At 42.4% G+C, this 25,833-nt stretch carries 27 protein-coding genes; 12 read left to right on the forward strand and 15 right to left on the reverse strand.

The genetic code is table 11. The annotated features are described in order from the left end of the window. The first annotated feature begins 35 nt into the window (after window positions 1-35). Complete coding sequence (locus tag FO440_RS08295) at window positions 36-776, forward strand: PLDc N-terminal domain-containing protein (RefSeq protein WP_144247721.1); 741 nt, start codon at window positions 36-38, stop codon at window positions 774-776. 9 nt (window positions 777-785) lie between these two features. On the opposite strand, the gene FO440_RS08300 is transcribed toward FO440_RS08295, so the two are convergent. From FO440_RS08300 to FO440_RS08310, 3 genes are all read right to left on the reverse strand, one after another. Then, a complete protein-coding gene (locus tag FO440_RS08300) occupies window positions 786-1,544 on the reverse strand; it encodes a class I SAM-dependent methyltransferase (RefSeq protein ID WP_144247722.1) in 759 nt (252 codons plus the stop codon). Window positions 1,545-1,547: 3 nt separating this feature from the next. Next, window positions 1,548-2,414, reverse strand: coding sequence for an aldose 1-epimerase family protein (locus FO440_RS08305; protein WP_144247723.1), 867 nt, complete (start codon window positions 2,412-2,414; stop codon window positions 1,548-1,550). A 63-nt stretch (window positions 2,415-2,477) separates the two neighbouring features. Continuing rightward, entirely contained in the window at window positions 2,478-3,269 is a 792-nt protein-coding gene (locus tag FO440_RS08310) for a 5'-nucleotidase, lipoprotein e(P4) family (protein WP_144247724.1), read from the reverse strand. A gap of 163 nt (window positions 3,270-3,432) precedes the next feature. Here FO440_RS08310 and FO440_RS08315 point away from each other — a divergent pair, with 163 nt between their 5' ends. Continuing rightward, window positions 3,433-3,822 (forward strand): DoxX family membrane protein, encoded by a 390-nt coding sequence (locus FO440_RS08315; protein WP_144247725.1) that lies wholly within the window; start codon window positions 3,433-3,435, stop codon window positions 3,820-3,822. A 121-nt stretch (window positions 3,823-3,943) separates the two neighbouring features. Here FO440_RS08315 and FO440_RS08320 read toward each other — a convergent pair whose 3' ends face one another. Both FO440_RS08320 and FO440_RS08325 read right to left on the reverse strand, forming a co-directional pair. Further along, entirely contained in the window at window positions 3,944-4,987 is a 1,044-nt protein-coding gene (locus FO440_RS08320) for a hypothetical protein (protein WP_144247726.1), read from the reverse strand. Between the two features lie 129 nt (window positions 4,988-5,116). Then, a complete protein-coding gene (locus FO440_RS08325; RefSeq protein WP_144247727.1) occupies window positions 5,117-6,001 on the reverse strand; it encodes a class I SAM-dependent methyltransferase in 885 nt (294 codons plus the stop codon). 176 nt (window positions 6,002-6,177) lie between these two features. Between FO440_RS08325 and FO440_RS08330 the strand changes: the two genes are divergently transcribed. After that, window positions 6,178-7,002 carry a hypothetical protein gene (locus tag FO440_RS08330; protein ID WP_144247728.1) on the forward strand — a complete coding sequence of 275 codons (825 nt, stop codon included), beginning with the start codon at window positions 6,178-6,180 and terminating at the stop codon, window positions 7,000-7,002. A gap of 158 nt (window positions 7,003-7,160) precedes the next feature. On the opposite strand, the gene FO440_RS08335 is transcribed toward FO440_RS08330, so the two are convergent. Both FO440_RS08335 and FO440_RS08340 read right to left on the reverse strand, forming a co-directional pair. Continuing rightward, on the reverse strand, window positions 7,161-7,913 hold the full coding sequence (locus tag FO440_RS08335) for an ABC transporter ATP-binding protein (protein ID WP_144247729.1): 753 nt from the start codon (window positions 7,911-7,913) through the stop codon (window positions 7,161-7,163). Then, window positions 7,910-8,641 carry an MlaE family ABC transporter permease gene (locus tag FO440_RS08340; RefSeq protein WP_144247730.1) on the reverse strand — a complete coding sequence of 244 codons (732 nt, stop codon included), beginning with the start codon at window positions 8,639-8,641 and terminating at the stop codon, window positions 7,910-7,912. The genes FO440_RS08335 and FO440_RS08340 overlap by 4 nt, the downstream gene beginning before the upstream one ends. A gap of 241 nt (window positions 8,642-8,882) precedes the next feature. Here FO440_RS08340 and FO440_RS08345 point away from each other — a divergent pair, with 241 nt between their 5' ends. Genes FO440_RS08345 through FO440_RS08355 form a run of 3 tightly spaced genes read left to right on the forward strand, consistent with a single transcriptional unit; the run spans window position 8,883 to window position 11,222 of the window. Further along, window positions 8,883-9,587, forward strand: a complete 705-nt coding sequence (locus tag FO440_RS08345) for an SDR family oxidoreductase (RefSeq protein ID WP_144247731.1) — start codon at window positions 8,883-8,885, stop codon at window positions 9,585-9,587. A 24-nt stretch (window positions 9,588-9,611) separates the two neighbouring features. Then, window positions 9,612-10,211 carry a PspC domain-containing protein gene (locus FO440_RS08350; RefSeq protein ID WP_144247732.1) on the forward strand — a complete coding sequence of 200 codons (600 nt, stop codon included), beginning with the start codon at window positions 9,612-9,614 and terminating at the stop codon, window positions 10,209-10,211. A 21-nt stretch (window positions 10,212-10,232) separates the two neighbouring features. Continuing rightward, complete coding sequence (locus tag FO440_RS08355) at window positions 10,233-11,222, forward strand: LiaI-LiaF-like domain-containing protein (RefSeq protein ID WP_144247733.1); 990 nt, start codon at window positions 10,233-10,235, stop codon at window positions 11,220-11,222. An 11-nt stretch (window positions 11,223-11,233) separates the two neighbouring features. Here the strand turns inward: FO440_RS08355 and FO440_RS08360 are convergent, their stop codons facing one another. Further along, complete coding sequence (locus FO440_RS08360; RefSeq protein WP_144247734.1) at window positions 11,234-11,857, reverse strand: RDD family protein; 624 nt, start codon at window positions 11,855-11,857, stop codon at window positions 11,234-11,236. Window positions 11,858-11,968: 111 nt separating this feature from the next. Here FO440_RS08360 and ispG point away from each other — a divergent pair, with 111 nt between their 5' ends. Beyond that, window positions 11,969-14,002 (forward strand): (E)-4-hydroxy-3-methylbut-2-enyl-diphosphate synthase, encoded by a 2,034-nt coding sequence (gene ispG, locus FO440_RS08365; protein WP_186292604.1) that lies wholly within the window; start codon window positions 11,969-11,971, stop codon window positions 14,000-14,002. Here ispG and FO440_RS08370 read toward each other — a convergent pair. Then, entirely contained in the window at window positions 13,986-14,321 is a 336-nt protein-coding gene (locus FO440_RS08370; RefSeq protein WP_222103945.1) for a hypothetical protein, read from the reverse strand. The two genes, ispG and FO440_RS08370, sit on opposite strands and share 17 nt — an antisense overlap. A gap of 239 nt (window positions 14,322-14,560) precedes the next feature. On the opposite strand from FO440_RS08370, the gene FO440_RS08375 reads away from it, so the two are divergent. Further along, window positions 14,561-16,297, forward strand: a complete 1,737-nt coding sequence (locus FO440_RS08375; RefSeq protein WP_144247736.1) for a thiamine pyrophosphate-dependent enzyme — start codon at window positions 14,561-14,563, stop codon at window positions 16,295-16,297. Between the two features lie 54 nt (window positions 16,298-16,351). Here the strand turns inward: FO440_RS08375 and FO440_RS08380 are convergent, their stop codons facing one another. The 4 genes from FO440_RS08380 to FO440_RS08395 all read right to left on the reverse strand — a co-directional run bounded on the left by FO440_RS08380 (window position 16,352) and on the right by FO440_RS08395 (window position 19,457). Further along, entirely contained in the window at window positions 16,352-17,002 is a 651-nt protein-coding gene (locus FO440_RS08380; RefSeq protein WP_144247737.1) for an energy transducer TonB, read from the reverse strand. Window positions 17,003-17,131: 129 nt separating this feature from the next. After that, a complete protein-coding gene (locus tag FO440_RS08385; RefSeq protein WP_144247738.1) occupies window positions 17,132-18,130 on the reverse strand; it encodes an MBL fold metallo-hydrolase in 999 nt (332 codons plus the stop codon). A 51-nt stretch (window positions 18,131-18,181) separates the two neighbouring features. Beyond that, complete coding sequence (locus FO440_RS08390; RefSeq protein WP_144247739.1) at window positions 18,182-19,012, reverse strand: alpha/beta hydrolase; 831 nt, start codon at window positions 19,010-19,012, stop codon at window positions 18,182-18,184. 43 nt (window positions 19,013-19,055) lie between these two features. Next, a complete protein-coding gene (locus tag FO440_RS08395; protein ID WP_144247740.1) occupies window positions 19,056-19,457 on the reverse strand; it encodes a DoxX family protein in 402 nt (133 codons plus the stop codon). A 176-nt stretch (window positions 19,458-19,633) separates the two neighbouring features. Here FO440_RS08395 and hemA point away from each other — a divergent pair, with 176 nt between their 5' ends. Together hemA and FO440_RS08405 are read left to right on the forward strand one after the other, a co-directional pair. Then, a complete protein-coding gene (gene hemA / locus FO440_RS08400; protein ID WP_144247741.1) occupies window positions 19,634-20,857 on the forward strand; it encodes a glutamyl-tRNA reductase in 1,224 nt (407 codons plus the stop codon). A 121-nt stretch (window positions 20,858-20,978) separates the two neighbouring features. Then, window positions 20,979-21,440, forward strand: a complete 462-nt coding sequence (locus FO440_RS08405; protein WP_144247742.1) for a hypothetical protein — start codon at window positions 20,979-20,981, stop codon at window positions 21,438-21,440. A gap of 85 nt (window positions 21,441-21,525) precedes the next feature. Here the strand turns inward: FO440_RS08405 and arr are convergent, their stop codons facing one another. Continuing rightward, entirely contained in the window at window positions 21,526-21,933 is a 408-nt protein-coding gene (gene arr / locus FO440_RS08410; protein ID WP_144247743.1) for an NAD(+)--rifampin ADP-ribosyltransferase, read from the reverse strand. Window positions 21,934-22,161: 228 nt separating this feature from the next. Here arr and FO440_RS08415 point away from each other — a divergent pair, with 228 nt between their 5' ends. After that, window positions 22,162-22,674: a hypothetical protein gene (locus FO440_RS08415; protein ID WP_144247744.1), complete on the forward strand. Its 513-nt coding sequence runs from the start codon at window positions 22,162-22,164 to the stop codon at window positions 22,672-22,674. Window positions 22,675-22,731: 57 nt separating this feature from the next. Here the strand turns inward: FO440_RS08415 and FO440_RS08420 are convergent, their stop codons facing one another. Next, a complete protein-coding gene (locus FO440_RS08420) occupies window positions 22,732-23,193 on the reverse strand; it encodes a carboxymuconolactone decarboxylase family protein (RefSeq protein WP_144247745.1) in 462 nt (153 codons plus the stop codon). 233 nt (window positions 23,194-23,426) lie between these two features. On the opposite strand from FO440_RS08420, the gene FO440_RS08425 reads away from it, so the two are divergent. Further along, window positions 23,427-25,814, forward strand: a complete 2,388-nt coding sequence (locus FO440_RS08425; RefSeq protein WP_144247746.1) for an ABC transporter permease — start codon at window positions 23,427-23,429, stop codon at window positions 25,812-25,814. Window positions 25,815-25,833 lie beyond the last annotated feature (19 nt).

Below are 25,833 nucleotides of genomic sequence, written 5' to 3' on the forward strand. Positions count from 1 at the left end.
TTTTTGATTAATTATCACATCAGCCTGCTTATCGTATGTTTTTTTCCGGAGGGTACTATTACTACATTACCATAGCTTTACAAATAGGCTGTGCGATACATTGTTTAAACCGGGGTACACAAGGCAAGTGGATCTGGCTGATCATTTTTTTACCGGTGATAGGCAGCTTGATCTATATCTACAGCGAAGTGCTAAGCAACCGCAGCTATAAAACCCCTAATATTGACGTTGGCGCTATAGTTAATCCCGGTGGCAGGATCAAAAAAATGGAAGCCGAGCTGCAATTTGCAGACACCTTTGCCAACAGGATCAAACTGGCAGATACTTACCTTGATGCTGGGATGAATGATAAAGCCATTGAGCTTTACACAGCAAGCCTTACCGGTGCTTTTAGCGAGAATGAGCATGTTTTGATGCAACTGGTAATTGCTTATCTGCGGGTTCAGCGCTATGAAGATGCCATCGCGGCAGCAAAAAAGGTGTATAAATTGCCTCAGTTTATCCGTTCAAAAGCGCACATAGCTTATGCCCAGGCTCTGGAGTTTTCAGGAAATACAGAACAGGCCGAAAACGAATTTAAAGCAATGAAAGGCCGTTATTCTTATTTTGGTCCGCGTTATGAATATGGCTTATTTTTGGTAAGGGCAGGGCGCGATGAAGATGCGGCCAATATTTTCCAGGATATGCTTTCAGAAGAACCCCATCTTAGCCCGGTCGAAAAGAAAAGCAACCGCGTATGGTTCTCAAAGGCTAAAGAGGAATTAAGGAAGTTATAATTATCGCCGCTAAACTTTACCTAAATAGATCTCCGTCTGGTACACAAAGTTTACCGTACCATCTGTTTGGTATTGTTCAAATAATGCTTTAAGTTCAGTAAGGAATGTTTGCCCCGCCGCTGTATCTTTCGGAGGGATGTATGACGAAGAGAAAGCCCTGCCGATCAATCCGTCTTCATTAAAAACCTGTACGTTGTTGTATTTGGCTACTTTATATTTACCACCTTTAAAAAAGTTAGTGAAGTTAACATCCGTTATATTGCGGTGGTTCACTTCATTGTAGTCAGAACTTTGCTGTTGTAATAACAGTTCGTAGGCTACGGCAAACGCATCTATATCAATTTGACGGTTGTTCCAGATCAATGCTGCCTGCCCGCCGGGTTTTAAGATCCTTTTAAACTCGGCTTTTGTTTTTTCCTGGTCAAACCAATGAAAAGCCTGCGCACATACAACCAAGTCTATGCTCTTTTTGTCGAGGGTTGTGTCTTCTGCAGCGCCGTCAACCGAATGGAAATTGGCATACCCGCTTAATTGCTCTTCGGCGCTGTTACGCATGGCTTCGTTAGGCTCCACCGCATAAACGGTATAACCTTTGTCCAGTAAAAGCCGGGTAAAGATGCCCGTACCCGAGCCGATATCTGCAATTAGCGATTGTTTTGTAAGGTGTGCTTCCTTTGCTAAAAAGTCAATGGTTTCGCCGGGGTAACCCGGTCGGTACTTTACATAATTTTCTACTCGGTTGCTAAAACGCTGGGTAGGGGCGGCCATAAATTAAACGCTGATAAAAAACGCGCCCTCAAAAACGTGGCCCATGTGTAATTTTTGTATCGCTTCTTTTTGGGTGATATCCACGTGTTTATCTTCGGTATCGGCGCAGCCCAGCCACGGCTCAATACAAACAAAATCAGCTCCCGGTTTTGCCCAGATGCCCAGGTAATTAAAATGCGGGAACTCAACTGTAAGCGTTTTATCGTGCTGCGTACTTTTAATGGTCACCACGCGCGATCTTAAATTTTTAAACACCAGCGCGTCTTTATCAAATAGCTCGCGGGTTAAAAATAGCTTTCCTTTATCTGTCGGTACAGGTAATGTTTGCCCGTTAAAAAAACCATCGGCAGATAGCTGGTGGGTTTCCAGCTTTTCATCAACCTCAAACTCCAGGTAATAATCCTCATATTTTTCGCCTTTGGTAAAAGGCACGTTAAAAGCAGGGTGGCCGCCTACTGAAAAATAGATGGTTTTTTTATCCAGGTTGATCACTTTGTAGGTAATGCGCAAAGCATCATCTATCAGATCATAATGAATCTGGAAATCAAATTTATAAGGGTACTTAGCCAGTGTTTTTTCGCAATAAGGCAAAGAGAACCACGCAGATTGCTCGTCCGAATGGATCAGTAATAATTCTGACGTACGGTTAAATCCGTGGCGGGGCAATTCATACGTCTGTCCATCAACCAATAATTCATTATTGATCAGTCCGCCTACTATCGGGAACAGGTTTGGCGCATGCCAGGGCCATATATTAGCGTCGGCCTGCCATAAATGTTCAATACCTGTAGTTTTATTGTAAAATGAAGTTAACTCACCGCCCTGCGAACGGATGGCAACTTTAAAAAGGTCGTTCTCTATAATAGTCATTGGTATGAGGTTTCAGCTAATTGTTTCTTTATAACACTACAAGTTTAAGCAATGTTTTATGAATTACTTATCCAGTTTGATAACTGATCTAATAACCGAATCCTTTTGTGCTTCGGTAAGTTTGTAATCAAATTTAAACAAAGCATTTTCAAAATCACCGTACGATGGATTAGGAATGATAATATACTTGCTGCCAAATTGCTTTTTTAATTTCTCTGTAGCCGCGTCACGATTTGCTTCGGATGGTTTGTTATCATACAAGGCATCAAAATCTGCCAGATTATCGCCGCACAGCAGCACAATATTGTATTTGGCCAATACCTGTTTACGGCGGTCTTTTTTGCTTGATGTCGATTGTTTAAAAATGAGGTGCGTGGCATCTATATACGGCAGGTTATAAAGCTTCAAATTTTTTGCTGTCCCGTCGCGTTCATTCTCATCACGATTGGTAATGTAAAAAACAGCTACCCCTTTTGATGCCGCGTGTTTAAAAAATGATGGAGCACCGGGTACGGTATCCGCAATGCCTTTGGCGGTCCATTGTTTCCAGGTTTTCAGATCAAACGGTTGATTGTTGATCGCTCTTTCGGCATCGTATGGGCTGTTATCCAGTAAGGTTTCGTCTATATCGGTAACCACGGCCAGCGGCTTTTTGCCTTTGTGTTTAATGGCTTCATCCAGGCGCCAGTGGGCAATGTTGTAAGCCTGGAAACATAGGGCTTTGTATTCAGCGGCGCATTGCTGGTACGCCAATGCCCAGACTTTACCGCCATTGGTGATGGATAATGGGGCATTTTGTGCATCGACAATCAATACGCTAAATAATAGAACTTTAAACAGCAGGAATTTTTTCATAGAGATATTAATTTAATTTTAAAGCAACTATTGGGAGCTAATCATTGTATAATCAATATATAACAAAGGTATGACACTTTGATATAAAAATTAGATGTTTAAACTCTTATTTTTGTGAAACTTAATTATCAAATTATTAGTTAATCACTTAAAACAAAAAAATATGAAAATTGCAGTATTAATTGCCCGGATTTTACTGGGTTTAATCTTTGTAGTGTTTGGATTGAATTTCTTCTTTCCTTTTATCCCAAAACAACCCATGCCAACAGGCGCGGCTGGCGCATTTAGCGGCGGACTTTACGGATCAGGTTACTTTTTTCAGTATATGAAGGTATTAGAAATTTTAAGCGGCTTGTTTTTATTAGCTAACCGTTATACTGCTTTCTTTTTACTGGTATTATTACCTATCAGCTTAAATATAGCCTTATATCATACAATATTAGCTCCGGCAGGTGCGCCTATTGGCATTAGTATTATTGTATTGAATGTGTTTTTATGTATTGCATACATCAAATACTACAGCAGCGTATTTACTGCCAAGCCTACGGTATAACCCCTCTAATCTCCCCAAAGGGGAGACTTCTAAACAAAAAAACCTTAAGGATTACCTCAAGGTTTTTTTGTTTAAAATAGCTCTTTTATAGCCCTCCCTGCTGGGGAGGGTTGGGAGGGGGTTATTGATATTGTATATACATTGGATAAGGTTTCTTTTTCAAAACCTCCTCTGGTGTTAGCATGTGGTGCGGCGCTTTTTTGATGTCGTTTTTATAGAACAACTTAAAGCCTGTAAATTGTACCGGTTCGTTATGAACAAAGTAGCGCCAGGTGCCTTCTTTCAGGTCAGGCTCGCCCCAGCCGTCCATATCAATTACCAACTGAATTTCAGGATGCAATTTGATGTTCTGATAGTTGGTCAGCATTTTCTTAGTGAAACGGTGAACGATCAGGATCTTTGGAGGCAGGTTATATTTTTTAACCAGGCCTGCTAAGTAGTTTGATACATAGTTAACATCGGCTGCATCATAAGTACCTATTTTTTTACCGGGCAAGCTGCCGTCTTTCATCGAGAATTCAGGGTCCATACCAAAATGCACTTGCGGCATCATTAGGTATTTTTCAAGCAATGGCAATTCTGTATGGATATTGCTTAGCGCAACCTGTACATCTAAAAACACAATGGCATGGGCTTTTTTGGCTAACACCAATACACTGTCAATTTGTTTAAACGGCATGCGGTTACGGTATTTTCCGTCTTTACCGGCGTTACCGCTGGCTACAACAGCAATATAGTGTAATGCCGGTTGTACCGGTACCTGCGGATCAGCTTTCTCCCAATGCTTAACTTCGCCTTTTAGTTTGGCAAGCATTTCATTAGGCGGCAATTCGCCCAGGATGCCCATTTTTTTAGCATAAAGGTTACCGTAATAGGCAACAACCCTTTTAAAGGGTAGAATAGCGCCCGGTAAAGGGTATGGCGTATTTTTAACCGGCCATTTGCCTGTAGTATCGCCATGGGCCATACGTTTCATTAATGAATCATATAGTTTCTTATCCAACGGAGGGTACACCACTTTAGCTGTTGAAGTATCTTCTGCAGCCTGAACATTTGCGGCGGTTTTTGTTTTGCTATCCTTAACGCCTGATTTGGTTTGGGTGCAGTTAGAGAACAGACCTAACGAAGACAGCATAAATACTGTTGACAGAAATATATTTTTCATTTAAAAAAATTAGATTTTTACTTTTTGTATTGTGATACAGTTACTTAAAGTATGAACTTAATGGTACTATACGTGTCGCAAAATAGGGTTTTTAATGTGCCTGTAAGTTTTAAATTATCCACAAAATGGTTATTTGTGTTTATAAAACTTACCGAATACGCCCAACGGCAGTTTAATGCCCGATGTCGCCTGCAAGTAAAGTTCGCCAATTTCCAGGTTCTGTACCTTGGGGAAAGCACTCTTGATCAGGTTCTCAACAATAACTGCCGAGAAGCCCAGCGAATAGGTGTTTAGTATTAAAAAATGCTCGTCAGGGTCAAGCAATTGTACTACATCCTGCATCATTTCGTTAATATGGTCTTCCAGTTTCCATTTCTCGCCGTTAGGGCCGTGGCCGTAAGCGGGAGGGTCAAGGATGATGCCGTTATATTTTTTGCCGCGTTTCAGTTCGCGTTTTACAAATTTCAGGGCATCCTCAACAACCCAGCGGATATCCTTTAAGCCCGATAGTTCCTGGTTCTCGTTACCCCAGGTAACTACCTGTTTTATCGAGTCGACGTGTGTGGTATCAGCACCTGCCGCGCGGGCAATTAATGATGCGCCGCCGGTGTAGGCAAACAGGTTTAATACTTTAGGATCAGGTGTTTTAAATTTTTTGATGTTTTGCGAGATATAATCCCAGTTAACCGCTTGTTCAGGGAAAATACCCAAATGCTTAAATGAAGTAAGCGCCAATCTGAATTTAATAGCTGCTTCAGGGTTTTTATACTCGATATGCCAGCGATCAGGCGTAGCAGGATTTTTCTTGATCCACTCGCCCGATGTGGCAGAGCGGCCCTTAAACCTGATATGGTGTAAACGCTGCCATTCGGTTTGCGGCAATACCTTACTCCAAACCGCCTGTGGTTCGGGGCGGATAAGTATTACGTTACCAAAGCGTTCCAGCTTCTCAAAATCGCCGCAGTCGATCAGCTCATAATCTTTCCAGTGTGTAGGCGTAAGCAGTTGGATCATTTAATATCAGGAATTAGTTACCGGCGGCAAATATAAGGATAAAGGTAATATTATCTAATGGGCTACTTGCCGGCGAGCATCTGTAGTTAACGGGTAACATATTTGTTAGATAGGGTAAAAGTTTTCACGCACTTGTGTTTAATCAGTAATTTTAGCTCACTAATAAATTTATCCGCGTGAAAAAGTTTTTTAAACCCTCGCTAACGCTGCTGTTGCCCGCTGTTTTGTTTAGCATTGCAGCTAATGCGCAAAAGTTACCTAAAATCCAGGTGACAAGTGTAGCCGCTCCGGCCAACATTAAAGTTGATGGTAAAACAACCGAATGGAACAATAAATTCCAGGCATTTAACCGTACTACCGAAGTTTATTATACACTATCAAACAGCGCTACAAAATTGTATTTAACCATACAGTCTGACGAGCAACGGATCATTCGGAAAATAACATCAAACGGGATCACGCTAACCATAATGGCCGACCCTAAACAAAATAAGGACGGGTTAGCGGTTACATTCCCGGCATATGCTAAAACGCAACGCCCGGTCTACTTTAATTTAAAAGACCCTTACCTGGCTGTAAAGGACACCAATGTAAATAATACCATGGCCGATTCTGTAATGAATGCCTACAACGCTACATTAGATGCCGCCTTTAAGGCAATAGGCGTTACAGGCGAGCCGACAATACCGGATAGTACGCTTTCTGTATTTAATACCGAGGGGTTTAAAGCGGTTGCGCGTTTCAATCGTAAATTGGTTTATACTTACGAACTGGCCATACCGCTTAGCTATATAAAATTTGCTGCCGATAAACCGGGAACATTTAAATATATGCTACAGGTTAACGGCCCTCCGGGCGAAGTTAGGGTAGTAGACGATGGCCGGCGCATGGTTTATACCGCCGGCGACGGTACCGAAGTTAATATAGGCTACCCGGGACCTAACAATTTAGGCTTTGCAAATCCAACCAATTTTACAGGGGAATATACGCTGGCGAAGTGAGTCATTAGTCATTAGTCATTAGTCATTAGTCATTAGTCATTAGTCGATTTTGAGGCTATACAAGTTACTAAAAAGGCGATAAGTGTTGAAACTTATCGCCTTTTTATTTAGCCATTGACAGGCCCTAATCTCTAATTAACTAATCTCTAATCACCTAACTAAAGCTTCGCTTTTGCCGCTTGCATAAACTTGCTGGCGAAAACGAAGTCGTTTAGCTCTTTGTTATCAGTATGGGCAATTTCTTTGTTGCTGCCTTCCCACCATTTTTCGCCGTTGTGCAGAAAGATAATATGCTCGCCAATACCCATTACCGAGTTCATGTCGTGGGTAACAATAACGGTGGTCATGTTATACTCTTCGGTCAGCTCATTGATCAGGTCGTCAATAAGTATAGAAGTTTTTGGGTCGAGGCCCGAGTTAGGCTCATCCACAAATAAATATTTGGGCTGCATGGATATAGCGCGCGCTATACCCACACGCTTTTTCATCCCTCCCGAAAGTTCGGCTGGGTAAAGCTTGTTTTTTCCAGCCAGGTTAACCCTTTCTAAACAGAAATTAGCGCGATCCAGCTTTTCTGCAGCGGTTTGTTTAGTAAACAGATTTAGCGGGAACATGATGTTCTCTTCCACCGTCATGGAGTCAAACAAAGCCGAGTTTTGAAAAAGCATACCAATATGTGTACGGATAGGTACCCGCTGCTCAAAATTCATTTCGGTAAAGTTTTCGCCGCTAAAAAAAACAGAACCCTTGGTAGGCTCATGCAAGCCTACAATACATTTTAAAAGGGTTGTTTTACCAGAGCCCGATCCACCGATGATGAGGTTGTTTTTACCGGCTATAAAGTTTGCTGAGATGCCTTTTAATACTTTATTCTCGCCAAAGGTTTTATGAATGTCCTTGATCTCGATCATAGCATAATACGGGTTATAACCAGGTCGGCAAATAGAATCATTACGCAGCTGTAAACCACGCCGCGGGTTGATGATTGCCCAACCTCAAGCGCGCCGCCTGATGTGTAAAAGCCCTGGTATGCACAAATAGAAGCTATAATAAAACCAAAAACTACGGCCTTAACCAGGGCAACCTGTATGGTTAACCCGTCAAAACCATCGCGAACCCCTATCAGGTAGTCGTCGGGCGTAATATCGCCGGATACCAGGCAGGCAATGTATCCGCCGGTAATACCCAAGGTTATAGAGATGATCACCAGTAAGGGTATCATGGTCATGCTGGCAATTATTTTGGGCGATATAAGGTAACCGGGCGCGTTCACGCCCATAATCTCTAAAGCGTCAATTTGTTCAGTAACCCGCATGGTGCCTATTTGCGACGCGATGCTTGAACCTACCCGGCCCGCCAGCACCAATGCTGATATGGTGGGACTAAATTCCAAAATGGTAGAGTCGCGCGCTATTTTACCGGCAATACTCATGGATACCAGCGGGCTGCTTAACTGAAATGCCACCTGTATGGTAGTAGCCGCGCCGATAAAAACGGAGATGATAGCGATAATGCCCAATGAACCAACGCCGATGGATACCATCTCGCGCATTACCTCGGCCCAGTAAACACTAAATTTTTCGGGTTTCCTGAAACTTAAACGTAGCAGAAGTATGTATTTGCCTAAACTGTAAAACATGCTATCATATAAAACCGGGTTAAAAATACATTTTTACCTTGAAGCCTGGTAATGCCTGCAACTGATAATTTGTGCACAGGCTTAAGATTAACTAAATATGTCATGATTTGTTTAAAAGAGTATTAATTTAATATTGATTGATTAATTGATACGCGGGATAAATTTCCATTTTCACCGACTATTCCACCCCGTTCCCCGATTTGTATAAGCGGCTTTTCTCAATTATATCTACTTTTAACCTATGAACAACGCAATAATAACCGGAGCAACTAAAGGAATGGGCAGGGCAATAGCCATTGCATTTGCAACAGAGGGCATCAGCCTGGCCATAAACTCACGTAAAGCTGACGAGCTTGACGCCTTTAAAACCGAACTATTGACAATTAACCCGGCCATAAAAGTTTTTACCGCTGTTGCCGATGGCAGTAACAAAGACCAGCTGCTGCAATTTGCAAAAAGCGCAGAGCAGGAATTGGGCACCATCAACATCATTGTTAACAACCTGGGCATGTATGAATATTCGCGGATCTTGAATGATGGAGACGCGTTGTTTCAGAAAATGTTTAATACCAACCTGATGCCGGCTTATGAGCTTTATCGCCTTTTTGGTAAAAGCATGATAGCCGCCGGCAACGGGCATATCTTCAACATCTGTTCCGTTGCATCATTAAACCCCGTAGTCGACGCGGGAACTTATAGTGTAACAAAAGCGGCCTTGTTAAGCCTGAATAATGTAATGCGCTTAGAGATGCAGGAGCATGGGGTTAAGGTAACTGCAGTTATCCCCGGCTCAACACTAACCGCTTCATGGGATGGCCAGGCTGTTGACAAAGACACAATGGTTTTACCGCAAGACATCGCATCGGCCATTGTAAATATTTATAAAATGAGCAAAGGTGCCAATGTCGACCAAATAATTATAAAACCCGCTGGCGGGCAATTATAAACAAACAATTAAAAAACTAAGATCATGGAAAAGAAACTCCAACGCGACGAACATAATAAAATGATAGCTGGCGTATGCGCCGGCATCGCGGAATATTTAAGTATTGATGTAACATTAGTGAGGGTATTATTTGTATTAGCATTGATATTGCATGGCTGTGGCATAGTGCCTTACATTATACTGTGGATAGTAATGCCTAAAAAAGTTTATGGCTTTAACACTACAGGTTTTAATAACCCCGGCCCTTTTAATTATACCGTACCGCCAAAAACAGATGGCCCGGTTGATTACACTGTACCTAACCCCTTCGGTAATTTCACCCGGCCACAGGACGCGCCGTTTGCAATGCCGCCTAAGAAAAGGTCTAATGCCGGTGTAATTATCGGTGTGGCGCTGGTAGCATTTGGCTCATTCTTTATGCTGGATAACTTTGACTTGTTACCCGACTGGCAATTTGACCGCTTATGGCCTTTAGTATTGGTTACCGCCGGCATAGTCCTGGTATTTTCACGCAGAGCCCTGCACCCATGGGAACAAGAAAACTGGCATACCACTAACACCGACCCTGCAACTACCGAAACAAAAGAAGAAGACAAAACCGGAGATAACAATCCAACTGTTTAACCAGCTATAAAAAATAAGATCATGAAAAACGATAAAATAATTCCGGGCCTGGTCCTGATATTGATAGGAGCGGTTATACTGCTTCACAACTACGGTGTAATTCCCTTCCATTGGGGTAACCTTTTTTACCTGTGGCCAATATTTATAGTTGTGGCCGGTATTAACCTGATATTTGCACACAACCGGTCAAACAGTGCTACAGCGTTAAAGATCGCTGTCATAGTTGGCGGGTTCTGCCTGATCATCTTCGGCAACTTTGATAAAAAAGAACATTTTTGGAACAAGTACAACAACAACTTTAATGATAACAGTGACGATGATGATAACGACGACGATAACGACAGCCTTAGTGTAACCAAAGTTGAAGGCAACAGTCAGTTTAATACACCTTTTGCCGCCAATACCAAGGTTGCGCGTTTAAGCATCAGCGGTGGCGGTACAACTTATACGCTAAGCGATACTACCAACCAGCTGTTTACAGCCAATACGCACGAGTTTAAAGGCAAATACGAGTTTACCCATAATCAAAAAGATTCTGTAGCTGATCTTAACTTCAGCATGAAGGGCCGCCACGGTATCAGTTTTGATTTTGACGACAATGATAAGGACAGCAGCAAAAGTAATTCTGCCGTATTTAAACTGAATACCGCGCCCGAGTGGGACATCAACATAAAAACCGGCGCAACCAAGCTTGACTTTGATCTTGCTAAATTTAAGATACGCTCACTTTCATTAAGCGGCGGCGCTGCAGATTTTGATGTTAAACTTGGCCAGCCATTGGCAGCAACCAATGTTGACGTTGAAACAGGCATGTCGGCGGTAACGATCAGGATCCCGGCTAATGCGGCTTGCCATATAAAAAGCAGCACAGGTTTATCATCAACAAACTTTGAGGGCTTTGTTAAACAAGACGACGGCACTTACGAAACCGCAGGTTTCAGCAGCGCCAAAAATAAGATCTATATAAAAATGAGCGGCGGTATGGCCGACTTTAAGGTTAAGAGATACTAAATCTCTTAACCTTAAACCGTTGTTATAACGTAAGTTTTGGCAAGGCTGTCATACCAGGCCTGGCGGTGTTCGCTAAAAAACACGCTTATAAATGGGATCCAGATGGTGAGGGATAACACCACCCCAAGGTTGCGCAGTAACGACCGCGGTAATGATAAACGTTGCCCATATATATCAACCACAATCAGTTTAAATATTGTTTTACCAACAGTGCCTTTTAAATTGGTAGCCTCGCAAATGGTTTTGTACAGCAAAAATATGGTAACCACACTTGCCGACATGATCAGCATTGATGTAGGTACAGGCTTCCTGAACGAATAATCTATATCTAAAGGCAGAACAACCAATCCGGTACGTACGGCAATATTTGATACAATGATATATATGCCGAAGTAATCAATAATAAAAGCGCTCAACCGTTTCCCTAATGAGGCCAGGTTATCCATGGTAGGAAAGTAAATGCCCTGAGCCTCAAAATAATCGATAAACTCCGGCAATTCTGACGCGTATTGCGGCTGATCACTTAACGGGGTGATCAACTCTGTATGGATATCAAGATCCATCTGGGTCAATTCATGATAAGTGTATGGCCCTTTTTTTTCTTCGCCTTCAACCAGGTAATATTCGTCGTTCATGTTGGGTGTAAATTAGCTTTAACAGCTATTTATAAATTCTTTACAAAATGTTGTAAATATAGCAATAGGTAAATCGTTAACTTTGTATTTAATTAAAAGATTATACGCTGCATGGATACTTCTGCTATAAAATTACTTCCCGGCCGTTATTGTAACTCGTTGACCGAGTATTCGCGCTTTGTTACCCGCGAGGTTAATATTGGCGATGTAGCCATGGGCGGCAATAATCCCATCCGCATACAAAGCATGACCACTACCGATACCATGGATACCATTGGTACGGTTGAGCAGTCTATCCGGATGATAGAGGCTGGTTGCGAATACGTGCGGATTACCGCGCCAAGCATAAAAGAAGCGCAGAACCTTTTAGAAATAAAGAAACAATTACGCCAAAGAGGTTATAAAACCCCTTTAGTAGCCGATATCCATTTTACCCCCAACGCTGCAGAAGTTGCCGCGCGCATCGTAGAAAAAGTGCGGGTTAATCCCGGCAACTATGCCGATAAAAAGAAATTTGACCAGATAGATTATACCGATGCACAGTACCAGGGCGAATTGGACCGCATTTACCAGAAATTCGCGCCACTGGTAAAAATTTGCAAGGAGTATGGTACCGCCATGCGTATCGGCACCAATCACGGGTCGTTAAGCGACCGGATCATGAGCCGTTACGGTGATACTCCGCAGGGGATGGTAGAGTCGGCTATGGAGTTTATGCGGATGTGCGAGACGCTGAACTATTATAACCTGGTGATCTCCATGAAGTCGAGCAATCCGCAGGTAATGGTGCAGGCTTATCGTTTACTGGTTGAAACAATGGTTGCCGAAGGTATGAATTACCCGCTGCACCTGGGCGTTACCGAAGCCGGCGACGGCGAGGATGGCCGTATCAAATCGGCCGTCGGTATTGGTACCTTGCTTGAGGACGGCCTGGGTGATACCGTCCGCGTATCCCTTACCGAAGAACCAGAAGCCGAAGCACCGGTGGCTATTGCGCTGGTAAACCGCTATGTTGAACGTGGTAAGCTTAAAGGTGAAAGGCAAAAGGTAAAAGGTGATGTCACTGTTGAAGAAAACCTTTCACCTTTAACCTTTGACCTTTTACCTCCACAATACAATCCCTACGAGTACAAAAAACGTGATACCTACGAAGCCAATGCCTTTATAGGCGGGCACATGGTACCGCGTGTGGTGGTTGATCTGTCGAAAGAAAATTTGAAGGATGCCTCGGTGTTGAATGCCGCCGGATATCTTTATTCGCCATTGCTGGATAAATATAATATGGCCGACCAGTCGGTTGATTTTGTTTATTTTGGAGATGAACTGCCATCGTTCAACCTGCCATCAAATTTAAAACAGCTGTATAATTACAAGACCTGGAAAAAACTGGCCGATAAAACCCTATGCCACCCGGTATTTACCTTGACAGAATTTATTGAAGCTGACGACCAATCATCGGCCTTAAACCTGGTGAGGATAAAACCTGCGGATATAGACTCGGATGCGTTTGGTTCCTTGCCGTTCAGTAATTCGCTGGTTTTTGTTTTAGAAACCGATGCCGCACACGGCATGGCCGACCATCGCGCGTTCTTCTTTAAAATGGAAGAGTTGGGATTGGATGTGCCGGTAATTATAAAGCGTTCTTACAGCTTTAATACTCAAGACTCGGAACTCAAGACTCAAGACTTACAGCTTTTTTCCGCCACCGACTTAGGCGCTTTGCTGATAGACGGTTTTGGTGACGGTATCTGGATTGACGCACCGGAAGTGGATGTAAAAACCATTACCTCAACAGCCTTTGGTATTTTGCAGGCTACACGCTCACGCATCTCAAAAACAGAATATATTTCATGCCCAAGCTGCGGCCGTACCTTGTTCGATCTGATGGTTACCACACAGATGATCCGCAGCCGTACCAGCCACTTAAAAGGATTGAAGATCGGTATTATGGGCTGTATCGTAAACGGACCCGGCGAAATGGCGGATGCCGATTACGGCTATGTTGGTTCGGGAACTGATAAAGTAACCCTTTATCGCGGTAAGGAAGCAGTGAAGAAAAATATCAGCGCCACAAACGCCCTTGACGAATTGATCGGCATCATCCGCGAGGATGGAAACTGGATAGAACCTAGTTTAGCGGAGTAAACTCGGCAAATAAACTGGCCGATTCAGGCAAACGGTTTAACGGGGTATATGTACAAACTTCGGCATATTCGCGCCACATTTTTTGTACCTGCTCGTTAGTGTGGGCCTTTTTCATGGCCTGTTCTGATTTCCATTCAAAAACTTCAACTATTGTTCCGTCTTTGGTTTCTAATATAAATGATTCTTTGTCTGTTGCCAGCCCTGCCTCTTTTAAACAAGGTACATACTTTTTAATAAGCGTTCGTAAGGCCGCTTCTTTACCCGGCATCGGCTTATAGGCAACTATTGCTACTCGTCCCATATCTTTATTTTGTTGCATTTTATTGCAAAAATACGAATTTTAAAGCTAATTTGGTGTTAACTTATCAATAAATCTGTTTATCTATTGCGAATGTTTATATAAAATGGCTTTAATATGATTTTATAAAAATGCGATAGACTTTAAAATTTATAGCTTATCCTGTCCTATACTTACCATTCTGATAAGCCTGGTCGTCATTTTGCAAATTTTAAAACTCTGCAGGTGCTTAATGGTTAGAGTTAAAACAAATAAGCATTATGGCAAAAAGTGTTGCAGATCAACTGGTACAAATGCTGGTAAACGCCGGTATTAAAAGAATATACGCTGTAACCGGCGATAGTTTAAACGAAGTAAACGATGCCGTTAGGCGTGAGGGCAGCATAAAATGGGTACATGTGCGGCATGAAGAGGCAGGCGCGTTCGCCGCAAGTGCCGAAGCCCAGTTAAACGGGTTTGCCTGCTGCGCAGGCAGCAGCGGCCCGGGGCATGTACACTTAATTAACGGCTTGTATGACGCGCATAAATCAGGCGCGCCGGTAATTGCCATCGCATCAACGGTAATGAGTACCGAATTTGGTACCGATTATTTCCAGGAAACCAATACCATAAAGTTATTTGACGATTGCAGTTATTACAACCAAATGGCTACTACGCCGGCGCAGTTCCCGCGGATGCTGCAGGCGGGTATACAACATGCTTTACATAAAAAAGGGGTAGCCGTAATTGGCCTGCCCGGCGATCTGACCAAAATGGATGCTGATGAAGGCGTTTCATCAACACAAAATTATAATCCTGTAGCAGAAGTAAGGCCGTTGGCAAAAGATCTGCAACAACTGGCAGACTTGATAGATCAGCATAAAAAAATCACCATCTTTTGCGGTATCGGTGCGAGCGGTGCCCATGACGAGGTAGTGGCCCTGGCCGGTAAATTAAATGCCACCGTTGGTTATTCGTTTAAAGGCAAAATGAGTATCCAGTATGATAACCCTAACGAAGTTGGTATGACCGGTTTATTGGGTTTACCATCTGCTTTTCACAGCATGCACGAGTGCGACTTGCTGATATTGCTGGGCACAGATTTCCCTTACGCGCAGTTTATGCCGCCAAAGTGTAAAATTGTGCAGGTGGATATCAAACCCGAGCGCCTGGGCCGCCGCGCTAAAGTTGACGTAGGTTTATGCGGATCGATAAAGGATACTTTAACAGCCCTGTTGCCATTGGTTGCCCAAAAAACTGATGATAGCTTTTTAAAAGCTCAACTTGAGCTGTATGCCGAAGTAAAAAAACAAATGCAAAGCTACGTGGATGACGGCGGCGAGACAGATAAGATCCACCCTGAAATGGTAGCCGGTGTATTAGATAAACTGGCTACTGATGATGCCATCTTTACGGTAGATACCGGTATGTCATGCGTTTGGGGCGCTCGTTATATTAACGCTACAGGTAAGCGCGAAATGCTGGGGTCATTCAACCATGGATCGATGGCTAATGCTATGCCGATGGCTATCGGTGCAGCTTTTGCCCAACCCGACAGGCAGGTAATAGCCATGTGCGGTGACGGCGGTATATCCATGTTGCTGGGCGACCTGGCGACAATTGCCCAATATAAATTACCGGTTAAGATCATCATATTTAATAACCGGTCGTTAGGGATGGTGAAATTGGAAATGGAAGTTGCCGGGCTGCCCGATTGGCAAACCGATATGGTAAATCCTGATTTTGCCTTGGTGGCACAGGCCATGGGCATTAAAGGCATGACTGTAACAGAACCCGCCGATGTCAAAACCGCGTTGCAGGAAGCCCTGAACTTTAATGGTCCGGTATTAGTAAACATAATGACCGATCCGAACGCCTTAGCCATGCCGCCAAAAATTGAATTTGAACAGGTAAAAGGCATGGCGCTATCCATGACCAAACTGGTACTAAACGGCAGGATGGAAGAGGTGTTGGATACCCTTAAATCAAATTATAAGCATTTGAAGGAAGTTTTGTAGCAGTTGGCAGTAATTGGTTGGCAGTTGGCACGGTTATTTTTGTCAATTATTATGTCAATTTTGAAATTTCACAGGCAAAGTAAACGACGAGTTAACGGGCTTACCTTGTAGGGTAGCCGGTGCCCATTTTGGTGATAATTTTATTACTCTTAAAGCCTCTTTGTCACTGGATGCATCTAAACTGGCTATTACTCTGAGGTTTTTTACTTTGCCCGATGTATCAACATCAAAACGTAACCTCACTTCACCGTTTCTACCTTTATAATTTAAGTGTTTTTTTAAAAAAATGTCTAATGCTTCTTTGCCGCCAATAAATTGCGGCGATGAATTAATTATCGCAATTTCTCCCATTAGAATGCGTCCCGAATGATACGCGTTGGTATCGGTTTTTGGGACGTTGTTTTGCGCTATTGCTTTGATATTAAATAAATTAAAGCCGACCAATACCATTGCAGCCGAAACCCATTTTTTCCAAACTGGAATAATGCGTGGCTGCACTGATGCCTGCGATGCCGTGAACCTTCCGCAGATATTAGAATTATTTTCTGATAAAATTAGATCGAGATCGTTTTGAGTGCTATTGGTAAAATCGAAAACCTTTTTTTGGCAAAGCTGACAATTTCTGCCGCCGGTTGTTGTTGCCATACTATCCCAATCTGCACAGCAATTAAATTTTAGTTGAGCGTTAATGATTTGCTTATCCATATTTCTTTTATTTAAAAACAGGATGCAGCATCAGCGCAAATTCCATAAAAGTATTTTATAAATAAAATTCGCAAGCTGGCAGAGATTATTTTTGCCAACTGCCAACTGCCAACTGCCAACTGCCAACTGTTAACTCATAAATGGTTTCCACCATCTCGAATTATATGCGCCATTCACTTCCGTTGGTTTGCCCGGTTCGGGTACAAAGAGTTCTATTTTTTTGTCGATGGCGTATTGTTGTAGCCGCTCTATGGGTTCAAACCAGTCATGCAGGGCAAGATTGAAGGTGCCCCAGTGTATGGGCATCATCAGTTTTGCGTTGAGTTGCAGGAACGCGTTCGATGCATTATCTGGCCCCATATGGATATCGGGCCAGTATTGGCCGTAGGCGCCTATCTCCAGCATGGCCAGGTCGAACGGGCCAAAGGCTTCGCCGATATCTTTAAAGCCGGGGAAATAGCCCGAATCGGCACCAAAGAAAATATTGTGCTTGCTGCCTTTGATCACAAACGACGACCATAAAGTTTCATTCCGCCCAAAAATACCCCTGCCCGAAAAATGCCTTGAGGGCGTAGCTGTAATTACGCAATCATGATCTATCATGGCGCTGTCGCCCCAATCCAGTTCGGTAATATAGTTTTTAACAATGCCAAAGCTTTCCAGGTGTTTGCTTACGCCCAGCGAGCAATAAAACGGAACAGTATTACCCGCAAAATATTTGATGGTGGCTTTGTCCAAATGATCGTAATGATCATGCGATATAATTATCGCATCCAACGGCGGCAGATCGCTTAGTTGTATGGGTGGATCAAAAAAACGTTTAGGCCCCATCAACTGGGTAAATGATACGCGCTGGCTCCAAACCGGGTCGGTTAAGATGGTGCGCCCGTCAATTTCAATTAATAAACTCGAGTGCCCAATCAGAGTGATGCGTAAGCCGCTTTTTGGCGGTGTTTGGTATATCGATGGATCCGTTTTAAATGGCCCTAACTTTTTTTTAGGGACAACTTCGGCTTTATTGGTGGCATAAGCCCGCATCATCGGGATAATGTCGCCCGGTTTAACCTCGCCGGTAGGTATGGGGTTTAAAAATTTTCGGCCTTGTTTTTTTGATGGAGATATGCCCATGGGTAAAATGTCTTATCAGGTAAATACCGGCAACGGTGTAATTGTTGGCATTTATTTATTAAAAAAGTTAATGGCGCGGTCGCAAAAATCATGCAACTGTGCCGGTAATGTGTTTGCAGCATAGGGGTGCGTGCCGCCAAAGGTATGGTCGCCATTCTTAATGATGGAAAGTTCAGCCTTGGGTTGCGCTTTCTTTAGATCTTCGGCATGGCTAAGCGGTACGGTTTTATCTTCGTCGCCGTGGACGATCAGCCAGGGCTGGGTTATGGTTGCCGCTTTCGCCAGGATGTCCAACCTACCCGGGTTGCGATGCATGTCATCCAGCAGGGTTGACTTTAACGGCATTTGCTGGTTGGTACGGCTGTTAAGCATGTACAAAATTCCCTGTAAGCGCCATTGTTCCTCGGCAGCTTTTGGCCATAAATTATAAAATGTGGCTAATGATGCCATGCTTACCAGTTTCTTTACGCGCTTATCCTCGGCAGTTTTAATAATGCTGATGCCGCCGCCCATGCTATGGCCTATCAGATAAACACCATCGGCACGGGGTATAGCCGAACCATTGCAGGCAAAATCAATCACCGCTTTCAGGTCGTCCAACTCAATCGAAAATGTATTATCGCTAAAGGCTATCAGGTCGGCAAAGTCAATAGGATTATCGGGCGTGGTACCATTATGGCTAAAATTGAACTTTAAAAACCGGTAGCCATTTTGTGCAAAATAATTTGCCACCAGGTTATGCGTACCCCAGTCTTTAAAACCTTTAAAGCCATGGGCAAAGATAACAAGCGGAGCGGTTTTATGCCGGCTGTCGTATGTAAGGTCCATCAGCATGGCCCTGCCTTTAGCGCCGGGGAGTGTGAAATATTCTTTTTTGATCATTGTGAGATAGTCAATATTACCACAATCAGCAACGTCAACCAAATTATAGATGATTTTTATGCGGAGTTGTTACACGTTCCGTTTTTACATACCACCACGCCCACAAAATCAACAGCGGCTGTAACAACAAACGCAGCCAGGCAACCAAAGGGGTAACAGTAAACGTACCTAAGGTAAATGGTGCATCAATGATCATCTGGATATGTACGGGCAAAAAGGCTATTAACATCAAACAAATACCTAATGTTGCATAAGTGCGGGTATTTTTAAAAGCAAGCAATAGTCCGAAGCAAATTTCGATTACGCCCGACAAATAATTTACAAATATGGGAAACGGAATATAATGCGGAATAATGCGGATGTATGACGCCGGGTTACGAAAATGATTGATCCCTGTGTACAGGTAGCCAATTATGAGAATCAGCAGACTTGCCTTTTTTATCATTTTTGTAATTTTGATGCCGTTTTGTATGGTTTAGTTACGTTTTTTGCTGTTAAACAGATGTTTTAATAAAAACAGCGCGATTATTTATAAGCATTCTAAATACCACTGTATGACAAAGTTTTGACATTGGTTGTGGTTCAAGATGCTATTTTTGTTGGGTCAAATTTAAAAATGCTTTGAAGTATTTAAAGGTAATAGCTTTTACGCACAAACAGATCGAATTGAAGGAGCTGGGGAAGTTGGTGATCTGTGAGGAAAACTTAACGGATAAGCTCCATGAAGTGAAAGCCGAATTTGGCATTTCCGAACTATTTTACCTGGCTACCTGCAACCGTGTAGAGTTTGTAATGCTTACCCCGCATGTGGTTGATAAAGAGTTTGCCAAAAAATTCATTGCTAAATTAGATACCGGCCTTTGTTCGCACCACAGCGGCTTATTTATTGATGCCGCCGTAATTTACGAAGGCCGCGAGGCATTGAACCACTTGTTACGAATGTCATGCTCGCTGGAGAGCCTGATAGTAGGCGAGAAGGAGATCCTTGCCCAGCTGCGAAAGGCTTATGACAGCGCCCGTGAAGAAGGCCTTACCGGCGATGGTTTACGAATGTTTATGAATTGTGTCGTCAAAACAGCTAAAGAGGTTTACACACATACCAACATCTCAAAAAACCCCATCTCGGTAGTATCATTGGCCTACCGCAAGCTAAATGACCTTCGCCTTTGTTCAAATGCCCGTATCCTCATCATCGGCGCAGGCGAAACCAACCAAACAATTTCAAAATATCTTCAAAAACATAAATTCAGCAACTTCGCGGTATTTAACCGCACGCTGTCAAAAGCGCAGAAGTTAGCTGTCGATCTGAATGGCGAAGCTTTTACGCTGGATGCTTTAAAAGATTACAACAAAGGTTTTGATGTGATCATTACCTGTACATCAGCAACCGAGCCTATCATTACACCCGAGATCTACGCGTCATTGCTAAACGGCGAAACCAGCAAAAAAACCATTGTCGATCTGGCTATCCCTAATGATACCGCACCCGAGGTTTTAGAGCAATTCCCGGTTAACTTTATCGAGGTATGTTCATTGAACGAAGTTGCCAAGCGTAACCTGCAGGAGCGCTACCAGGAACTTACCCACGCCGAAGCCATCATTGAAGAAAACATAACCGAGTTTTGTTTACAGCTTAAACAACGCAAGGTTGAACTGGCCATGCGCCAGGTACCCGAAAAGATCAAAGAGATCCGCAACACCGCCATCAATAGCGTTTTCGCCGACGAACTGCTTGGCATGGACGCCCAATCGCGCGAAGTATTGGAAAAAGTGATCAACTATATGGAGAAAAAATACATTAGCGTACCTATGGTAATGGCTAAAGATATTTTGATCAATAATTAGTCAAACTCCCCAACAAATCTTACGGAATGTCATGTTGAACTTGTTTCAGCATCCATGCAATTTTTCATTAATAACTTTTTTGTCGATGTAATTTAATAGCTTAGAAAGTATCTAAAGCTAAATGAAGTTTACCACGCCAAGTATTGTTGCAACCAATCCAGTCCCCGAAGAAACCAGGATATATTATTCTAAAACTCGTGCGGTGAGTAAAATGTGGTTTTCCTTGGTCATCCTTTGCGTTGGAATATTCAACCTGATATTTGGTGTTTTAATTGCAGCGTTGATATGCTTTATTTTTGCAGGACTTTCTTTATATGCCAGGATAAACATGTTTTTGGATGAATCGCCTCAAATAATACTAAATAAAAAAGGTATCCAGACTGCCTATAAACAGTTTTATACATGGCAACAAATAAAAGCAATTGATATAGATAGCATGTCGATGGGCAGAGGTGGCAGGCATTATTTCCTGGTATATAAGCCCCCCGATAATGAAAAAGTAGAAGTAAAGATCAATAATTTAAATATCGATCAGGAACTATTGAAAAAGCTGGTGCACTTTTATAGTCTATATGAAATATAGTAGCGGTAATAGACTTACGAAGTTTCAAAAACTTCGTAAGTCTTAACAAGTTTACGCATGTGTAAACATCCGATTATGTAACAGCTTAATTCTCTATAGCTTCTATACCTTGTTCTTTTAATTTTGCTAACCCGTTTTTCATGGCTTTGACTTGTTCTGCAGGGTGTTCCTGCCAGATCGTAATTTCGCCAACGACTTTAAACGGATGTTTTGAACGGTAAGACAGAGTAGGGTTACCCGGAAACTTTTTGTCTGTTAAATTAGGATCATCTTCTATCGGGCCCGTTGGCTCTACCAAATATATACGTTGACTTTCTTCGCCATGAGCCAGTTCAGCGCCCCAAATTGCAGCATCCAGCGTAGCTGTAAGGTAGATGTATTTAGCCTGGTTTCTTTGTCCGTAATTAGAGTTCATACCAATGGTTATCAGGTCGCCTATCTTTAGGTCAGCTTTGGTACCGTGAAAATATGTCTGTGAAAAAACGCTTTGCATAAGGATGATTGTCTTTATTTCGATCAAAAATACAAGGCGTATCTCGTCAAAATAAGGTTTTTCGACTATATTTTTTAGCGCGCAATACAATGGGCGTAAAGCCGTTATGTTTACAACGATACGGGTTTTCTGCCCGTGTACGTTTTTGGTGTTGTCATCCTACAGGAACTTGCCGTTAATTATTTTTTGTCAATGTAATTTTATAGCTTAGATAGCATCTAAAGCTAAATGAAATTTACCACGCCAAACATTGTTGTTACTAATCCAATCCCTGAAGAAACCAGGATATATTACTCAAAATCAAAGGAGCTAGTCACTATAGTTTTATCCATATTGGCATTGGTCTTTGGTATATATTGTCTAACACTTGGTATTGATTATTTAGCAGGTGCTTTGTTGTGCTTTGTAGTTGGCGGCGCTTTTTTGTATTTTAAATTAAAAAATTTTACAAATGAATCGCCTCAAATAATACTGAATGAAAAAGGCTTACAAACAGTTAACAACCCATTTTATTATTGGGAATATATAACCGAAGCTGGTGTAACTAAATTAGAAATGGGAAGATCTACTTATTATCATTTTACTTATAAAACAAAGCTTGATAGCAATGAAATATCTTTAAGAATTGACAATTTAAATATAAGTAGAAAAAATTTAAGCTTGTTGATTCGCTTTTATATCGAAAAAAATAAACGCCCCAGTTTTACATATTTAGATCTTAAAGATTTAAAAGACACTTAGGATTGAAAAGACTTACGAAGTTTAAAAAACTTCGTAAGTCTTAACAGGTTTAAGCATTTACGCAAACTGCCCAACCTGGTAACTACCAGCCGGCGTACGGAACGCGATATTGATGCGGTTATAGGTATTGATGGTGGTAACGGCCAGTGTCAGGTCTATCAGTTCGGTTTCTGAGAATTGTTTTCTGGCATCATTATAAACAGCATCAGGCACATCATTGCCGGTAAGTTTGGTTACGGCTTCGGCCCAGGCCAGCGCGGCGCGCTCTCGGTCAGTGTAAACGGTAGCTTCGCGCCAGGCAGCTATCATGTACAGGCGCTGTTCTGTTTCGCCTTTGGCGCGCAGGTCTTTTGAATGCATATCCAAACAGAAAGCACAACCATTAATTTGCGATACCCTGAAATAGATCAGATCTAAAAGCCGGCCCTCAACGGGGGATTTAGCCAAATAACCGCCTACACCATACAGGGCCTTTAAAGCGCCCGGTGCTTTCTCAAAAGCATTAATTCTTTGTTCCATTGTGTATTTTTTTTGTTGAAATTATACCTTAATGACGACCGGGGTTAGCAAAATTGGACAGGGGCTTAAATTATATGGAGAAATTTGCCGACGTTGTTTCGTAACCGCACGGGTACTGTTCGTTTTTATTACAATAGTGCACTCTTTATTTTTGTAATGTATTGATATATAGGTATTTATTTTAATGGCATAGTATTGTGTGCTTTTTAATGAATATTTTTATTCATTTAAGTATGATCAAAAATTACATAAAGATAGCCTGGAGAAGCCTGAGTAAAAATAAGTTTACGGCTTTGATCAACATCGGCGGTTTATCCATCGGCATGGCGGTAGCCCTGCTAATAGGCTTATGGGTTTATAATGAATTTACGTTTGATCATTACCATAAAAATTATAAAAACATAGTAAGGGTAATACAAAATGAAACCATGAACGGCGAGGTTAACACCAACAGATCATTACCTATGCCATTAGGTTACCAGTTAAGCCGCGAGTATCAGCACGATTTTAAAGCAGTAGTAATGGTTCGCCCTACCCAAAATGTTTTGACGGCAGATAATCGTAAGCTACGCGTTAATGGCATGTTTATGCAAGCAAAAGGCCCTGAAATGTTTACGCTTCGCAGGTTAAAAGGCTCGCTAAATACCTTATCAGATCCCTCGTCTGTAATTTTATCGGCATCATTAGCCAAAGCATTGTTTGGCGATGTCGATCCTATTAACCGTCCATTAAAAATCGATAATAAATTAAATGTAAAGGTTGCCGGTGTTTATGAAGACTTGCCTAAAACAACATCACTTAAAGAGCACAGCGATTATATAGCTTCATGGGAATTATACATGACCACCAGCCCCGACTTAAAAGACGCGGTAACCATGTGGGGGCGAAATTCATGGGCGATATATGCCGAATTACAACCAAACGCTGATATTAATGTGGTGAACACTCACATCAAAGATTTGAAAATGAAAGGGCTGGCGCTTAATCATGATGAGGTTGGTTTGTCGTTTAAAGCGCAATTATTTTTGCAACGCATGGGCGACTGGCGTTTATATCAGGAATTTAAAAATGGTAAAAACGTAGGCGGCGAAATTCAGTTTGTCAAAATGTTTATCATGATAGGCGTGTTTGTGCTATTACTGGCTTGTATCAATTTTATGAACTTAAGCACGGCACGTAGCGAGAAACGTGCCAAAGAGGTAGGGATCCGTAAAGCGATAGGTTCGTTACGCAGTCAATTGGTCGCACAGTTTTATGCCGAGTCGCTGTTGCTGGCTTTTCTGGCTTTTTTCTTCGCTTTGCTTATGGTACAACTATCGCTGACATGGTTTAATCAAGTTGCTCAAAGCGATATTCATATCCCTTACACTAATTATTTTTTTTGGCTATTGTGCATATTCTTTACGGTGTTTACCGGCGTGCTTGCGGGCAGTTACCCGGCGCTTTATTTATCGTCATTTAATCCGGTAAAAGTATTAAAAGGAACTTTTAAGGCAGGCCAGATGGCTGCCATACCACGTAAGGCCTTGGTAGTGGTACAATTTGCAGTGTCGGTAGCGCTGATTATAGGTACCGTGGTGATATTTATGGAGGTTAATTACTCTAAAGACAGGCCCGTGGGCTATAGCCAAAAAGGACTGCTGCTGACGCAAAATATTACCGGCGGTACTCAGCATTATGAAGCTTTTAAGCATGATCTGATTACATCAGGAGCGGTAGCGGCCATGAGTATTGCAACCAGCCCGGTTACTGAAATATGGAACAACTTTAGCGGATTATCCTGGGAGGGAAAAGATCCTAAACTGCAGGATAATTTCGGGATTGTTGCTGTTAGCCGTGATCATGGTGCAACCGTGGGTTGGAAGATAATGGCAGGGCGTGATTTTTCACCTGAATTGGGTACTGACTCTTCGGCCATTATCATTAATGAATCGGCGGCCCATTTTATGAATTTGAAAAATCCGTTGGGTAAAATAGTGCATTTTGACAGTAATTATACCATTATAGGTATTGTTAAAGATGTAGTAACGTCGCCGTTTGAGCCCGCCAAACCTACTTTGTATGGTTTTTTGAAAGGCACGGGCGATGTTTTGCAAATTCGCGTTAACCCTAAAATGAGCATGGCGGAAGCTTTGCCCAAGATCAAAAAGATCTATAACGCTTACGATCCGGAAAGCCCATTCGACTATCATTTTGTTGATACTGATTACGCCAAAAAATTTGCGACAGAAGAGCGCGTAGGCAAGCTTGCCGGCGTATTTACCATACTGGCTATTTTTATCAGTTGCCTGGGGCTGTTCGGTATGGCGTCGTTTGTAGCAGAGCAACGCAAAAAGGAGATAGGCGTACGCAAGGTTTTAGGCGCTTCGGTTGTTGGTTTATGGCGCTTACTATCAACAGAGTTTGTGGTATTGGTAACCATATCGCTGCTGATTGCTATGCCGCTGGCTAATTACTTTATGCAACAATGGTTATCGCATTATACCTACCGTGTAGAGCTGTCCTGGTGGATTTTCGCCCTAACCGGAGCAGGCGCGCTGCTGATAACCCTTGCAACCGTGAGCTGGCAAACTGTAAAAGCATCGTTAGCTAATCCGGTTAATAGTTTAAAGTCTGAGTAAAGAATCCTAATCTTATTTG

Source organism: Mucilaginibacter corticis, assembly GCF_007558865.1.
GTDB lineage: Bacteria > Bacteroidota > Bacteroidia > Sphingobacteriales > Sphingobacteriaceae > Mucilaginibacter > Mucilaginibacter corticis.

Coding starts and splice junctions, on each gene's coding strand:
- FO440_RS08360 (WP_144247734.1), bottom strand. CDS start 11,857: ATGAACGACGAATATTACCTGGTTGAAGGCGAAGAAAAAAAAGGGCCA.
- FO440_RS08415 (WP_144247744.1), top strand. CDS start 22,162: ATGAAATTTACCACGCCAAACATTGTTGTTACTAATCCAATCCCTGAA.
- FO440_RS08295 (WP_144247721.1), top strand. CDS start 36: ATGTTTTTTTCCGGAGGGTACTATTACTACATTACCATAGCTTTACAA.
- FO440_RS08350 (WP_144247732.1), top strand. CDS start 9,612: ATGGAAAAGAAACTCCAACGCGACGAACATAATAAAATGATAGCTGGC.
- FO440_RS08310 (WP_144247724.1), bottom strand. CDS start 3,269: ATGAAAAAATTCCTGCTGTTTAAAGTTCTATTATTTAGCGTATTGATT.
- FO440_RS08380 (WP_144247737.1), bottom strand. CDS start 17,002: ATGGATAAGCAAATCATTAACGCTCAACTAAAATTTAATTGCTGTGCA.
- FO440_RS08300 (WP_144247722.1), bottom strand. CDS start 1,544: ATGGCCGCCCCTACCCAGCGTTTTAGCAACCGAGTAGAAAATTATGTA.
- FO440_RS08420 (WP_144247745.1), bottom strand. CDS start 23,193: ATGGAACAAAGAATTAATGCTTTTGAGAAAGCACCGGGCGCTTTAAAG.
- FO440_RS08345 (WP_144247731.1), top strand. CDS start 8,883: ATGAACAACGCAATAATAACCGGAGCAACTAAAGGAATGGGCAGGGCA.
- FO440_RS08320 (WP_144247726.1), bottom strand. CDS start 4,987: ATGAAAAATATATTTCTGTCAACAGTATTTATGCTGTCTTCGTTAGGT.
- FO440_RS08340 (WP_144247730.1), bottom strand. CDS start 8,641: ATGTTTTACAGTTTAGGCAAATACATACTTCTGCTACGTTTAAGTTTC.
- FO440_RS08425 (WP_144247746.1), top strand. CDS start 23,427: ATGATCAAAAATTACATAAAGATAGCCTGGAGAAGCCTGAGTAAAAAT.
- FO440_RS08355 (WP_144247733.1), top strand. CDS start 10,233: ATGAAAAACGATAAAATAATTCCGGGCCTGGTCCTGATATTGATAGGA.
- FO440_RS08325 (WP_144247727.1), bottom strand. CDS start 6,001: ATGATCCAACTGCTTACGCCTACACACTGGAAAGATTATGAGCTGATC.
- ispG (WP_186292604.1), top strand. CDS start 11,969: ATGGATACTTCTGCTATAAAATTACTTCCCGGCCGTTATTGTAACTCG.
- FO440_RS08385 (WP_144247738.1), bottom strand. CDS start 18,130: ATGGGCATATCTCCATCAAAAAAACAAGGCCGAAAATTTTTAAACCCC.
- FO440_RS08390 (WP_144247739.1), bottom strand. CDS start 19,012: ATGATCAAAAAAGAATATTTCACACTCCCCGGCGCTAAAGGCAGGGCC.
- FO440_RS08315 (WP_144247725.1), top strand. CDS start 3,433: ATGAAAATTGCAGTATTAATTGCCCGGATTTTACTGGGTTTAATCTTT.
- arr (WP_144247743.1), bottom strand. CDS start 21,933: ATGCAAAGCGTTTTTTCACAGACATATTTTCACGGTACCAAAGCTGAC.
- FO440_RS08405 (WP_144247742.1), top strand. CDS start 20,979: ATGAAGTTTACCACGCCAAGTATTGTTGCAACCAATCCAGTCCCCGAA.
- FO440_RS08370 (WP_222103945.1), bottom strand. CDS start 14,321: ATGCAACAAAATAAAGATATGGGACGAGTAGCAATAGTTGCCTATAAG.
- FO440_RS08375 (WP_144247736.1), top strand. CDS start 14,561: ATGGCAAAAAGTGTTGCAGATCAACTGGTACAAATGCTGGTAAACGCC.
- FO440_RS08305 (WP_144247723.1), bottom strand. CDS start 2,414: ATGACTATTATAGAGAACGACCTTTTTAAAGTTGCCATCCGTTCGCAG.
- FO440_RS08335 (WP_144247729.1), bottom strand. CDS start 7,913: ATGATCGAGATCAAGGACATTCATAAAACCTTTGGCGAGAATAAAGTA.
- FO440_RS08395 (WP_144247740.1), bottom strand. CDS start 19,457: ATGATAAAAAAGGCAAGTCTGCTGATTCTCATAATTGGCTACCTGTAC.